Origin of the sequence: Neobacillus sp. SAB-20_R2A (assembly GCF_049568635.1) — a bacterium.
Lineage (GTDB): Bacteria > Bacillota > Bacilli > Bacillales > Cytobacillaceae > Neobacillus > Neobacillus citreus.
The window spans coordinates 5,149,681-5,162,972 of record NZ_CP145895.1 but is presented as its reverse complement, the minus strand read 5'-3'; the positions used below and the strand labels follow the sequence as shown (position 1 = coordinate 5,162,972).

General features: G+C 43.7%; 12 protein-coding genes. 10 read left to right on the top strand and 2 right to left on the bottom strand.

Going from position 1 to position 13,292, the window contains the following annotated elements:
* Position 1 precedes the first annotated feature (1 nt).
* Positions 2 to 973 (bottom strand): phosphodiester glycosidase family protein, encoded by a 972-nt coding sequence (locus V5M37_RS25495; RefSeq protein ID WP_423799681.1) that lies wholly within the window; start codon positions 971 to 973, stop codon positions 2 to 4.
* Between the two features lie 370 nt (positions 974 to 1,343).
* Positions 1,344 to 1,982: a YigZ family protein gene (locus V5M37_RS25490; protein WP_423799680.1), complete on the bottom strand. Its 639-nt coding sequence runs from the start codon at positions 1,980 to 1,982 to the stop codon at positions 1,344 to 1,346.
* Positions 1,983 to 2,263: 281 nt separating this feature from the next.
* Here V5M37_RS25490 and V5M37_RS25485 point away from each other — a divergent pair, with 281 nt between their 5' ends.
* From V5M37_RS25485 to V5M37_RS25440, 10 genes are all read left to right on the top strand, one after another.
* Positions 2,264 to 3,406, top strand: a complete 1,143-nt coding sequence (locus tag V5M37_RS25485; RefSeq protein ID WP_423799679.1) for a sensor histidine kinase — start codon at positions 2,264 to 2,266, stop codon at positions 3,404 to 3,406.
* 66 nt (positions 3,407 to 3,472) lie between these two features.
* A complete protein-coding gene (locus V5M37_RS25480; RefSeq protein ID WP_213144093.1) occupies positions 3,473 to 4,156 on the top strand; it encodes a response regulator in 684 nt (227 codons plus the stop codon).
* Between the two features lie 139 nt (positions 4,157 to 4,295).
* A complete protein-coding gene (locus V5M37_RS25475) occupies positions 4,296 to 5,138 on the top strand; it encodes a DegV family protein (protein WP_423799678.1) in 843 nt (280 codons plus the stop codon).
* A gap of 541 nt (positions 5,139 to 5,679) precedes the next feature.
* Positions 5,680 to 6,642, top strand: a complete 963-nt coding sequence (locus tag V5M37_RS25470; protein ID WP_423802686.1) for a nuclease-related domain-containing protein — start codon at positions 5,680 to 5,682, stop codon at positions 6,640 to 6,642.
* 19 nt (positions 6,643 to 6,661) lie between these two features.
* Positions 6,662 to 8,152 carry a DEAD/DEAH box helicase gene (locus V5M37_RS25465; protein WP_423799677.1) on the top strand — a complete coding sequence of 497 codons (1,491 nt, stop codon included), beginning with the start codon at positions 6,662 to 6,664 and terminating at the stop codon, positions 8,150 to 8,152.
* Positions 8,153 to 8,181: 29 nt separating this feature from the next.
* On the top strand, positions 8,182 to 8,898 hold the full coding sequence (locus tag V5M37_RS25460) for a ComF family protein (RefSeq protein WP_423799676.1): 717 nt from the start codon (positions 8,182 to 8,184) through the stop codon (positions 8,896 to 8,898).
* Positions 8,899 to 9,223: 325 nt separating this feature from the next.
* Complete coding sequence (gene hpf / locus V5M37_RS25455; protein WP_378583253.1) at positions 9,224 to 9,766, top strand: ribosome hibernation-promoting factor, HPF/YfiA family; 543 nt, start codon at positions 9,224 to 9,226, stop codon at positions 9,764 to 9,766.
* A gap of 163 nt (positions 9,767 to 9,929) precedes the next feature.
* The gene (locus V5M37_RS25450) at positions 9,930 to 11,540 is read left to right on the top strand and encodes a gamma-glutamyltransferase family protein (protein WP_423799675.1); all 1,611 of its coding nucleotides are present in this window, start codon (positions 9,930 to 9,932) and stop codon (positions 11,538 to 11,540) included.
* A gap of 181 nt (positions 11,541 to 11,721) precedes the next feature.
* Positions 11,722 to 12,570, top strand: a complete 849-nt coding sequence (locus V5M37_RS25445; RefSeq protein WP_423799674.1) for a DUF1028 domain-containing protein — start codon at positions 11,722 to 11,724, stop codon at positions 12,568 to 12,570.
* A gap of 180 nt (positions 12,571 to 12,750) precedes the next feature.
* Positions 12,751 to 13,155 (top strand): cytochrome-c oxidase, encoded by a 405-nt coding sequence (locus tag V5M37_RS25440; RefSeq protein ID WP_423799673.1) that lies wholly within the window; start codon positions 12,751 to 12,753, stop codon positions 13,153 to 13,155.
* Positions 13,156 to 13,292: the final 137 nt, after the last annotated feature.

Genomic DNA, 13,292 nt, shown 5'->3' with positions numbered 1-13,292 from the left:
CTTATTCTTGTGGCATCACGATGAAACTTGTTGCGATTTTTCGTTCGCCAAGAACATCAGATGGTTCGTTGATTAACATACCATCTTTTACCATTGTGGCAGATGAACCGCCATCTAAATTCGCTGCGTTCACAGCACCATATTTCAACATTAAATGCATTAAGTCTTTCATGGTGGCACCCAGGTTATTTGCTCCGTGAATCATTCGTCCATCAGTGACGATCATAATGACTGTACCATCTTCTCTTTGGCCAATGGCCGTTCTTGGTGCTGCTCCCCAACCACCATCACCTTTGACAAGCCCTTTTCCGTCTTTTACAAGAACAGGTCCAAATGATAATGCTTCTGTTACGTCTCTTTCAACTAATTCTTTGTCTGTATAGGTACCTACCAATAAAATTCCGTCACGAGTAAATCCGACAATCGGTGAGGTTCCGCCTGTTGTCACAAATTGACCGTTTTGTATGGTGGTACCCAACGGAACTCCACCCGTTCCACGATACCCAACGTCCTGAAACATTCCGCCGTTGATGCCCGCTATCGCTTTATAGTCCTCCACCATTTCACTTACTGTTTGACCGACATCTCCTTTATATTTCGTTACAGCCACACGTATTCGAGTTGGGTCTGGGACCAACATGATTTTGGCGGAATACGTTTTGTCTTTAAAGTTTTCGATTGTAATAGAGTCATCCGTATTGTTTTCCAGATGGGATTTGATATTTTTATAAATCTCTTTATCTTTATTTAGATCTTTTTCGACTTCCACCATCATACTTGGTTTGTTTTCCTCTGCAGATACCGTCCACATGGATAAAGGTGCTAAATATTGTGGATGCATAGAGGTGCTAAAGATTCCGATCACATAACTTTTAAGTGAGTCAAACGGTCCGTGGAAGACCAAAATAACACTAGAAACCCAAGCGTATATAACAGAAAGAAAAATATACCCAATGATTTTTAAAAACTTCACGAAATGCACTCCCTTACAAACAATGCAAGATTTTATGGAATCAAACAGAAATCTTTCTAGTTCAAATCTATTATTTAATATCCATATTTTTAAAATATAAAACGCAAACACTAGACTATTGTAATGGAAAATGTGCATTTTTTCCATAAGAGAATGTTGGCAGCATTGCCAAAGGTGGAATTTAATCTGTTCTGCTTTGGAGTAATTAAACATTGATTAAATAAAAAGGGCCTCGAAAATTCGAGAGCCCTTTCAAAATTTATTCAACATAAAAATATGTCCTGCACCAAAAATAGTCCAAACCTAATATTTTTTCCCAATTGCCTCCCGCCAAATGTCCTACTATAATTCAAATAAAGAACATCCTGAATTACCGCACAAAGTCTTCTTCTAAATAGACCGTTTCGCCCTTGCCCAGCGTACATTGCCCATTGGTCAGTTCCACCATCCAGTCCATGAAGATTTGAACCTTATCTTGCTCGACATAGACATCAATTTGGACGTTATCTAAATAGAGAATATCTTTAATTTTGTGCTCGGAAGAACGCAGTTCCCTTTCAATTTTCCCAAGCCAGGTGTAGTCGATTTTCACCTGCATGATTTGAACAAGCCGTCTTTCGACAACACCGACTGCATCTAGACCTTCAGAAGTAGCTTTTCCGTATGCGCGAATCAGGCCGCCTGCACCGAGCTTGATCCCGCCAAAATAGCGGGTGACCACAACAACCGTGTCCTTTAGTTGTCTCTTTTTCAAAACTTCAAGGATGGGGACGCCGGCTGTGCCACTTGGCTCGCCGTCATCGTTCGCTTTTTGGATTTGGTCATGTTCGCCAATTAGGTAAGCTGAGCAGTTATGGGTGGCGTTCCAATGTTTTTTCTTGATGCCCTGTATAAAGTCTTGGGCCTCTTGTTCGGATTCGACTCTTTTCAGTTGGGCAATAAAACGGGACTTTTGGATATTTATTTCATGTTCTCCATACTCTTTTACAGTTAAGTAACGAGGCAGCATGTTAAACTCCTTTCTTTAGCAAAAACGTAACACTAATGTAATATAATGTTTTTTAAAAAAATTAATGTAATATACCTATAATATGGGTGTAAAGTTCGAATGATATAATAAATACAGCTTTATAGTACCTTGTAATAGGCTAAAGGTAGTAGTCTAATATAGTAATTATACTACTTTTTTACAAAAGTCACGTAAGCAATAATTATAGCTTAGCAAAGTATTTCAAAAAATGGTAAAGTATGTTAAAGGCCTAAGGGAAAAAAGCCCCGGAGGAATCAGAAATGAATTTAAAGCAATTAGATTTGAAATCGATTGATGACATTCGTGAAGCGATGATTGAAGCTGTTACCTGCAGCAAAAGTGATATCTTCCGCATCAGCGAGCAATGCCGTACTGATTTTGACAGCATCACCAATGAGCTGGCGAACATTAAGGAAGTGATGGCTAAGCTTATTGAGGAGGGGAATCAGTTGGAGGCGCAGGTTACTGCCGCGAGGCACAGACTTTCAGAAGTAAGCATGAACATGAAAACCTTCTCGGAGGAGGAGGTACGTGACGCCTACGAAAAGGCGCATCAGCTGCAAATGGATCTCTCCATCAATTGGCAATACCGCAAGCAGCTTCTTGAAAAAAGAGAAGAACTTGAGCACAGGCTTGTTGGTATAAATGATACGATTGAACGTGCAGAGCAGCTGATTTCGCAAATCTGCGTGGTCATGAATTACCTGCAGAGCGACTTAAAACAGTTTGGCGAAGCGTTTGAAAATGCCAAAGCGAAGCAGGATTTGGGCTTGAAAATTATTGAGGCCCAGGAGGAGGAGCGCAAGCGTCTCTCGAGAGAAATTCACGACGGTCCGGCGCAAATGCTGGCAAATGTCATCATGCGTTCTGATATTGTGGATCGTGTTTTTCGTGAGAAAGGTCCTGATGATGCATTCGCAGAGATTCAGAGCTTTAAGAAAATGGTTCGCTCAGCACTTTATGAGGTCCGCCGGATTATTTACGACCTGCGTCCAATGGCATTGGATGATTTGGGGCTCGTTCCGACCCTCAGAAAGTATTTACAGACCATTGAAGAATATCATAATCATTCAAAAATTGAATTTGTGAAAATAGGAAATGAGAAGAGACTTCCGACGAAATATGAGGTTGCCCTCTTCCGGCTTATTCAGGAATCGGTGCAAAACGCGCTCAAGCATGCCAATGCCTGCTCCATAAAAGTTCAATTGGAAATGACCGATACCAGTGTGAAAGTGTTAATAAAGGACAACGGCGTCGGTTTCGATACGAACCAAAAGAAGCCGGGTTCCTTCGGCATGATGGGTATGAGGGAAAGGGTCGACCTGCTTGAAGGCGATTTGACGGTTGATTCGAAAATCGGCAAGGGCACCGCTGTTTCCATCCATGTGCCGTTAATGAATTAAGCTTAGATTATAAACGAAAGTAACATTCTCTGATGGGGAATTTTTGAAAACTAGGAGGCGTTACACATGACTACAAAAATTATTATTATTGACGATCACCAGCTTTTTAGAGAAGGTGTTAAAAGAATACTAGAATTTGAGAAATCGTTCCAGGTTGTGGCAGAAGGCGATGACGGCACCGAGGCATTAACGCTTGTTGAAGAGCACCGTCCAGATGTTGTCATCATGGACATCAATATGCCACAAATGAATGGTGTCGAGGCAACCCGCGAGCTAGTCGCTAAATATCCGGATACAAAGATTATCATCCTTTCCATTCATGATGATGAGAATTATGTCACTCATGCACTGCAGACAGGTGCCTGTGGCTATCTGTTAAAAGAAATGGATGCCGATGCGTTGATTGAAGCGGTCCGTGTCGTGGCAGACGGAGGTTCCTATCTGCATCCGAAGGTAACTCATAATTTAGTCAATGAATATCGCAAACTAGCAGCAGGTGTGACGCGCGGAGGTTCTTACGTGCAGACGATTGAAATCCGCCGTCCGCTTCATTTATTGACACGCCGTGAGTGTGAGGTACTGCAAATGCTTGCTGATGGAAAAAGCAACCGCGGCATCGGCGAAGCGCTTTACATCAGTGAAAAGACCGTTAAGAACCATGTATCTAATATCTTGCAAAAAATGAATGTTAATGACCGTACTCAGGCTGTTGTTGTGGCGATTAAGAATGGCTGGGTAGAAGTTAGGTAGTTATTTTTCTGAAAAACTAATTTTATGTTATGATTGGAGAGCACGCGTAATGCGTGTTCTTTTTCTTCTTTGGAGAAAGGTGTTTTGATAAAATAATGAGCAGTATTATTGTAAAAAAATAAGGATGGTAAACATACATATGAAAACGGCAATTGTCACAGACAGTACCGCATACATTCCCAAGGAATTACTAGATAAATGGAATATACATATGATCCCGTTGAATGTCATTTTCGGCAATGAAGTCTACCGGGAAGAAGTCGATATTCACTGGCAGCAGTTTTTCGAAGAGGTAAAGACAAAGGACCTGCCGACTACATCCCAGCCGCCGATAGGCCAATTTGTGGAGTTGTTCGAACGGTTTGCGGCGGAGGGTTACGATGCGGTTATCAGTATCCATTTATCGAGCGGTATCAGTGGCACATATCAGGGCTCGGTAACGGCTGGAACGATGGTCGAGGGTATCAAAGTATTTTCCTTTGATTCGGAAATTAGCTGCATGGTTCAAGGGTTTTATGCATTAGAGGCTGCGGAATGGGCATCTAGGGGAATGGATCCCGAGCGGATTATGGCTCGCTTGGAAGAACTGAAGAGCACAGCCCGCGCTTATTTCATGGTTGACGACCTGTCGCACCTACAGCGTGGCGGAAGGTTATCAGGAGCAGCCGCTTTAATCGGCAGCTTGTTGCAGGTTAAACCTCTATTGCATTTTGTGGACAAGGTAATCGTCCCTTTTGAAAAAATTCGCACTCGCAAAAAAGCAATGAAACGAATTGCAGATTTACTTGGAGAGGATGCAATGGGCGGCGGCCGCTACCAGGCTGTAGTGATCCATGCCAATCGCGAGGAGGAAGCACTGGAATGGAAGAAGGAGCTTGGGGCTCTTTATCCAAACGTCGACTTTACCATCGGCTACTTCGGGGCTGTTATTGGTACCCATCTTGGGGAAGGTGCTATGGGCATGGGGTGGATGAAGAAATAAGTTTTTGAAGTTACTGGCCATTCCGGGTTACTGGAATGGCTTTTTTCAGCATCTATATGGTTAGAGGGATTAAAAAGGTAATTTAAAAAGTGGTTTGGCGGATATTCTTTGAGATTGGGCGGATTCTGGATAATAGTTGGCGGATATTGGACTAGGTTTGGCGGATAACTCCTGAAATTCGGCGGATATCTATTTATAATTGGCGGATAACAAGGCGAGGTAAATAAATTAAGTTCATGGCGTTAAGCTAGGCCGGACGAGCATTAAAAGGGTAATATTAGATTGGTTTGGCGGATAAGTTTCCGATTTAGGCGGATACACGTACAGGTTTAGCGGATATATCTCCAGGATTGGCGGATAACCTCCGTAAGTTGGCGGATATCATGCTTGTTTCGGCGGATATCCTAACCAGCCTCCTCCTCAGCATCATCAAAATCTATAAAATTCACACTGGTTAAAATTCGACAATATTTCCCTGAAAATATAAAATATAGGTAGAATTTCATCGAAATTATGTAAAGGAGCGATGATTCCATTGTTAATGAGAGAACTGCCTGTACCACAATGGCTTATCTTGACCGAAGCTTTACACTATCGACTCATACCTGGCCATCCCAAACATCCTGAAGTCGAAAAAGACCTTGCGAAAATTAAAGCCGGTTATAAAGGTGAACTTACTTTAAGTTATTATGTAAAGCAACTTCCAAACGAAAAATATTACATTTTCCACGACCTCCAGCTGGAACTCAACGGAATACATTTCCAAATTGACACTCTCCTTATCTCCCGTAATTACATTCTCATTATTGAAGCGAAAAATATAATTGGTACGTTGATATTCGATAATGTTTTTAACCAATTAATACGTATTAATCAAGACGGTTCAGAAGACGTTTTTGAGGACCCACGCGTTCAAGCTGAAACGCTGAGGATGCTTCTTGGAAGATTCCTTGCGAAATATGGAATCAACTTTTTACCAATCGACCAGCTTGTTTTTTTCAGCAATATAAAAACCAATTTAAAAACCAACTCCAATGATATCAATGCTTTTAAAAAGGTATGTAAGAGGAGAGATCTTTTTAATAAAATTGAAGTATTTGAAAAAACCTTCCCACAATCAAAGATTGATGACAATACCCTCCTTAAAATAGCAAATTTCCTTTTAAGCAAGCATACTCCAAAAAAAATTAACATCTTGGAAAAATACGGCCTAACGGCAAGAGACATCATTTCTGGGGTCCGATGTCCTCAATGCCTCAACATTCCGATGAAATATGATAAAGGTAAATGGCATTGCTCCATTTGTCAAACAACTTCGAAAGATGCTTATATTGAGGCAATTAAGGACCACTTTCTTCTGATTAAACCATCGATTACCAATGCCGAATTACGAGGCTTACTCCACCTGCCAACTAATGATACTGCTCAAAAAATTCTCTTCCGTTTACATCTGCCTTACGAAGGAAAAAACAAAGCCCGTCTTTACTTTCCGTCAAAACTTTAATAAAAAAGAAGGTGCCCCAATGCGTTTTCAAATAAAGGAAGAAAAACTCATCCCGCAAAAATTTCCCGCAGGAGATTCCTATCGAATCACACAAATCCCAGAAATCCCGCAGCCGTCATTAAACCCTGACTTTCCATACAGCCGCGAACTTCAACAGCTTCTCACCGGCAAGCAGCTCCTCCTTGAAGATATCCAGCACCCACTAAACGAAATTCAATTGCACTATGAAAATGGCTATGTTACATATCGTAAAGGAATTGACTATATTGGGAAAAAGCCAGTGTGTATGCGATGTGGAAATAAGGACCCGCAAATGTTTGTCCAATACCCATGTACCCGCTGCGGTGAGCCTTGCCTTTATTGCCGCCACTGTATCATGATGGGAAGAATCAGTGAATGCACCCCATTAATCGGCTGGAATGGTCCGGCGCCTGACACCGCCATTCCGCAAAAAATTATGGCCTGGAATGGTATTCTTTCTGAAGGGCAGCGGGTGGCTTCCGACAAGGTAGTTGAGGCTATCCGGCAAAAAAAGGAGTGGCTTGTTTGGGCCGTTTGCGGGGCCGGAAAAACAGAGGTGCTGTTTGCCGGGATCGAAGCCGCACTGGCCGACAATAAAAGAATCTGCATCGCCACACCGAGAACAGACGTAGTTCTTGAACTAACGCCAAGACTTAAGGCTGCTTTTCCTGAGATCGAGGTCGCTTCTCTTTACGGTGGAAGCGAGGACCGCCATCTTTATGCCCCTTTAACCATCGCCACTACACATCAGCTTCTCCGCTTTTATCAAGCGTTTGATGTGCTGATATTGGACGAGGTTGACGCCTTCCCTTACACGGTCGACGAATCGCTCCAGCATGCAGCGGTTCAGGCCAGGAAACCGTCTTCCGGGATGATTTACCTGACTGCTACCCCCAATCAAAAATGGCAAAGAGAATGCCGCACTGGCAAACGGTCGTTTATTACCATTCCGGCCCGGTTTCATCGCAAGCCTCTGCCTGTTCCTGAATTTGCATGGTGCGGCAACTGGCAAAAGCAGCTCCAAAAAGGCAGGCTTCCCACCAATGTCCTTCGGTGGATTAAAAACAGGCTCGAGAGCGGCAAACAGGCACTTGTTTTCTTCCCTCATATAAAATTAATGGAAAAAGCACTCCCATTACTGTGCAAGCTCGATTCCAGAATCGAGGCCGTTCACGCGGAAGACCCTGAACGTAAGGAAAAGGTGCAAAGGATGCGGGCCAAAGAAATCCCACTGCTGCTAACGACCACCATCCTTGAGCGGGGCGTTACTTTTCCCAATATTGATGTTGCCGTTGTGGGTGCCGAGGATTTGATTTTTACCGAAAGTGCCCTTGTGCAAATCGCCGGCAGAGCTGGCCGAAGCAAGGATTACCCAGATGGAGTGGTGATCTTTTTCCATTATGGAAAAACAGAGGAGATGCTGCAGGCTAGAAAGCAGATTGTCACGATGAACCGAGAGGGGGTGAAGCGGGGGCTGATTGACCTGTAATCGAACTTTCAAAGAAAGGGATAAAACAAATGAATTTTCTCAGTCAAAATCGATGTCTTATCTGCCAGGAAATAATATATCCGGATATAGGATGGAGAGCTATTTTTTCAAGAGAAAAAGAGCAACGTGTATGCGCGGATTGTGATGCGAAGTTTGAAAAAATAGAAGGAGATATCTGCCGGATGTGCAGCAGACCGTTCCAGCTGTTGGACGAGCAATTTCGCGACGGCGAATTATGCCATGATTGTACGCGCTGGGAAGAGGACCCGGACTGGCAAGGATTCCTTCAAAAGAATACTTCAATTTTCCTTTATAATGATTTTTTAAAAGAGGTAATGGCCAAATATAAATTTCGCGGGGACTATGTACTCGCCAAAGCGTTTGCGGTTTACTTCAAGGAGGTTATGAAAGGTTGGGAAGCTGATTTATTTGTGCCGATTCCGTTAAGCGAAGAAAGGCTTTACGAACGGGGCTTCAATCAGGCAGCGGCAATTTTGACAGAATCAGGAATAATGCCAACTGATATACTTTCGCGGGTCCACACCGAAAAGCAGTCCAAAAAATCCAGGTCGGAGCGAATCCATCTCCCCCAAGTATTTCAAATCGATACCCATATCAACCTTCATGGAAAAAAGGTCATTCTCATGGACGACATTTACACCACCGGCTCTACCCTAAGGCACGCTGCAAAACTCCTCAAACAAGCAGGCGCCGACGCAGTCTGGTCCATAACAATAGCTAGATAGGAGTAATGGTTTCAGGCGCCGAGCGTAGACACTGCCCATCTCAGCCGAACAATTAGGGGTAATCCTCGATCGTTTCAAATCAATTTCCCATATTCCCTAAACTTATTAGTGGCAAATTGTCCCAATCAATATTAAAATAAAGATGAACAACCATTCATAATAGTAAATTTCCCCACATAAGTCAAAGGCTGTTTAAAACATTGTCACTATTTTCCCATTGTTTTTGTCAATAAATCGACAAACAATTTATGTTGATTCAGCAGGATAATCATAGGGTAAAATAGAAATGTAATACATAGCCTTAAAATAAAGGAGGACTCCACACATGAACTATAACGTACGTGGTGAAAACATTGAGGTAACTCCAGCAATCAGAGAGTATGTAGAAAAGAAAATCTCAAAATTGGAGCGTTATTTTACAGAAGCACCTGATGCAAAAGTTAACGTGAATCTTAGATTCAATCCAGATAAAACTTCCAAGGTCGAGGTAACAATTCCACTTCCAAATTTAGTACTGCGTGCCGAAGAAACAAACCAGGATATGTATGCTGGGATTGACCTGATCACTGACAAGCTAGAGCGTCAAATCAGAAAGCACAAAACAAAGGTGAACCGCAAGTTCCGTGAAAAAGGAAATGTTGATTTCCAATTCACAACTACGAATACTGCAGATGTCCATGACGATGAGGAGTTGGAATTAGTTCGTACAAAACGCTTCGACCTTAAGCCAATGGACAGCGAAGAAGCAATCCTGCAGATGAATATGTTAGGCCATAACTTCTACGTGTTCACAAATTCCGACACTAACCGTACAAACGTTGTATACAAGCGTAAAGACGGCCGTTACGGTTTAATCGAAGCACATTAATAAACTATCAAAACGCTGCTGGGGCGCCTATCCCCTGGCAGCGTTTTTTAATGGGTGATGCACGGGGACGGTTCTTTGCATCACTATGAAAATATTCCGGTACCCTAAATTCAGAATCTTCTTTATAATGGAAGTAATATGCAAATGAAAGAGGGGTTCTCAATTGAATTTTGATTATCAGTACAATCCGTATCCATCCCACCGAACGACTGTGTTTGCACGGCGGGGAATGGTTGCCACTTCCCAGCCGCTTGCTGCTCAAGCAGGTCTTGATATCCTAAAAAGGGGCGGTAACGCCATCGATGCCGCGATTGCAACGGCAGCGGCATTAACGGTCCTTGAACCAACCTCTAACGGCATCGGCAGTGACGCCTTTGCACTCGTTTGGACGAAGGGCAAGCTTCACGGACTGAATGCCAGCGGCCCGGCCCCAAAATCGCTGACTATTGATGCAGTTAAGGCGCGCGGCTATGATAAAATGCCGGCACATGGTCTTATCCCTGTAACAGTTCCAGGCGCACCTTCAGCATGGGCAGAGCTCTCCCAAAAATTTGGCCGCCTCCCGCTGAAAGAGGTACTCCAGCCTGCCATTGACTATGCCGAAAACGGCTATCCATTGATGCCTGTTCTTGCGAAAAACTGGGGACTTGCCTACCAGCTTTACAAACAAACGCTCACCAGCGAAGAATTCCAGCCATGGTTTGAAACATTTGCCCCTAATGGGTGCGCGCCAAAAGCAGGCGAAATCTGGCGTTCTCCGGACCACGCAGAAACGTTGCGCTCCATCGCTAATACGAATGCTGAAAGCTTTTATCGTGGGGAAATCGCTGACCAAATAGCAGCCTTTTCCGAGCGCTACAATGGATTTATTTCAAAAAAGGACTTGGAATCGTACAGGGCCGAGTGGGTTGAGCCGATTAAGCTGAACTACCGCGGCTACGACGTGTGGGAGATTCCGCCGAACGGACAGGGGCTTGTGGCGCTGCTCGCATTGAATATCGTCAAGGGCTTTGAACTTACTGAAAAGGAAACTATCGATACATATCACAAGCAAATCGAGGCTATGAAGCTTGCCTACACCGACGGCAAGGCCTATATCACTGATCCAACTTTTATGAAAATGAAGATAGCTGATGTTCTTTGCGACGAGTATGGTGATACGAGACGTCGGGAAATCACTGACGAAGCGCTCCAGCCACTTCCGTATGAGCTGCCGCGTGGAGGAACAGTCTATCTCGCTGCCGCCGATGGTGAAGGGAACATGGTGTCATACATTCAGAGCAACTATATGGGCTTCGGCTCAGGTATTGTGGTGCCAGGCACCGGGGTATCGCTGCAGAACCGTGGTCACGATTTTTCATTGGACCCTGCGCATGCCAATGCACTAAGGCCGGGCTCCAAAACGTACCACACCATAATCCCAGGTTTCTTGACAAAAGGAGATCAGCCAGTTGGGCCGTTTGGTGTAATGGGCGGCTATATGCAGCCACAAGGCCATATGCAGGTCATCATGAATACGATTGATTTTAGTTTGAACCCTCAGGCTGCGCTGGACGCTCCAAGGTGGCAGTGGATTGAGGGGAAGAAAATTCAAGTCGAGCCGCATTTCCCGAACCACATTGCTCAGGCCTTGGCCCGGAAAGGACATCAGATTGAGGTTGCCCTTGACACAGGCTCGTTTGGTCGTGGGCAGATCATCTGGCGTGACCCGGATACTGGCGTTTTGATGGGCGGCACTGAACCACGGACAGACGGGGCTGTTGCGGCTTGGTGATTCAAGGGTGGCGGAAGCTCGGAAATGGTTTTAAAAAACTCCGTTCGGCGGATAAACCTTAAAATTCGGCGGATAACAATTCTAATTTGGCGGATATTTCCGAGATTCGGCGGATAAAACAGCATACTCGGCGGATATCCGCTCTAAATCAGCGGATTATTCAAAAGGAGAGGCAAATCAAATGACATTTTCAATCGTCGGTTATGACCCAGTGGAAAAAGAATGGGGCATTGCCGTTCAATCCAAATTTTTAGGCGTAGGAGCGGTAGTTCCTTGGGCCAAAGCAGGAATCGGGGCGGTTGCAACCCAATCCTATGCCAATACGGCTTACGGTCCAAGGGCTCTTGAACTGATGGCACAAGGAAAGTCAGCACAAGAAACACTTGAAGTCATCCTTGCCGATGATCCTGACAAAGAAATGCGCCAGGTTGGACTCATTGATGCAAATGGCAATGCCGCAACATTTACCGGAAGCGCCTGCTATAACTGGGCCGGTGGCGTCACAGGACCATACTTAGCTGCGCAGGGAAACATTTTAGTTGATGGAAAAACGGTCCAAGCGATGGCTGGAATTTTTCAAAAAGCGGAGGGAACATTGGCTGAAAGGCTTCTTGCTTCCTTAGATGCCGGGCAGGAAGCGGGCGGTGACAGCCGCGGCAAACAATCTGCCGCCCTTTATGTTGTGAAAGAAAAAGGCGGTTACGGCGGCTATAACGACCGGTACATCGACCTTCGTGTGGACGACCATCCTGATCCAATCAAGGAGTTAATCAGAATCTACCAGCTTCAGCAGCTCTATTTTTCGCCTTCTAAGCCAGAAAAAATAGCATCAGTTGAAGGAGAAGTTAAATCAGAGGTAACACAACATTTAAAACGTTTAGGGTACCTTCCGGGCGCTGACACTAGCGACGATGATATCGATCAGGCGCTCACCACTTTTATTCATACGGAAAACTTCGAAATGAGAGAACAAAAGAGGGGCTGGATTGACCTAGAAGTCCTTGAATTTATGAAGAATAACAAGAAATAAACGTTGCCCTCCACTTACTGGAGGGTTTTCTTTTATTGGGTTTGTTTACCATTTACTCAAATCATCTAGTTAATTTTCACTATCATCATAGTGTTTTTTCTCAAAATCTATTGAAAATATGGTAAAAATCTATTAAATTGGAAAAGTATACAATATAGGTCTTTTGGAGGAATAAACAGGATGGGTAAAGCGTTTTTAAAGGTTGCATCTATTTATTTTACAATTGGGGTTTTGGCAGGAATCACGATGGGAATTATCCATGACTTCCGTCTGGCATCAGTACATGCTCACATTAACCTGCTTGGCTGGGTGTCGATGGCAATATTCGGACTTATTTATCATTTTTATCCACAGGCTGCCAACACGAAGCTCGCAAAAACTCATTTTTGGTTCTATAATATCGGTTTGCCGGTGATGATGATCGGAATTGCGACACAGGTTTTAACTGGAAGTATGGCGGCCCTGCCGGTAGCGGTTATCGGCTCCATTGTTGTGGTTGTAGGCGTTATTTGTTTCACAATTAACCTTTTCAAACATGTTGGAAAAGGTACAAACGTACAATCTGGTAATAAATTTACAGTTTAATAGGACTTTCTTAGACGGCTATCTTATATTTTGATGGTCGTTTTTTTGTAATGAGTAGGTAAATATAACCTTTTACAAAAAATTTTTAATAACACCTACAAAAAAGAAAAAGACCTGACGTAAAGTTTAGTAGAACT

Excerpts from the sequence above, each read along its gene's own strand:
- V5M37_RS25445 (WP_423799674.1), top strand. The coding sequence starts at position 11,722 with ATGACATTTTCAATCGTCGGTTATGACCCAGTGGAAAAAGAATGGGGC.
- V5M37_RS25465 (WP_423799677.1), top strand. The coding sequence starts at position 6,662 with ATGCGTTTTCAAATAAAGGAAGAAAAACTCATCCCGCAAAAATTTCCC.
- V5M37_RS25480 (WP_213144093.1), top strand. The coding sequence starts at position 3,473 with ATGACTACAAAAATTATTATTATTGACGATCACCAGCTTTTTAGAGAA.
- hpf (WP_378583253.1), top strand. The coding sequence starts at position 9,224 with ATGAACTATAACGTACGTGGTGAAAACATTGAGGTAACTCCAGCAATC.
- V5M37_RS25490 (WP_423799680.1), bottom strand. The coding sequence starts at position 1,982 with ATGCTGCCTCGTTACTTAACTGTAAAAGAGTATGGAGAACATGAAATA.
- V5M37_RS25440 (WP_423799673.1), top strand. The coding sequence starts at position 12,751 with ATGGGTAAAGCGTTTTTAAAGGTTGCATCTATTTATTTTACAATTGGG.
- V5M37_RS25470 (WP_423802686.1), top strand. The coding sequence starts at position 5,680 with ATGAGAGAACTGCCTGTACCACAATGGCTTATCTTGACCGAAGCTTTA.
- V5M37_RS25475 (WP_423799678.1), top strand. The coding sequence starts at position 4,296 with ATGAAAACGGCAATTGTCACAGACAGTACCGCATACATTCCCAAGGAA.
- V5M37_RS25460 (WP_423799676.1), top strand. The coding sequence starts at position 8,182 with ATGAATTTTCTCAGTCAAAATCGATGTCTTATCTGCCAGGAAATAATA.
- V5M37_RS25485 (WP_423799679.1), top strand. The coding sequence starts at position 2,264 with ATGAATTTAAAGCAATTAGATTTGAAATCGATTGATGACATTCGTGAA.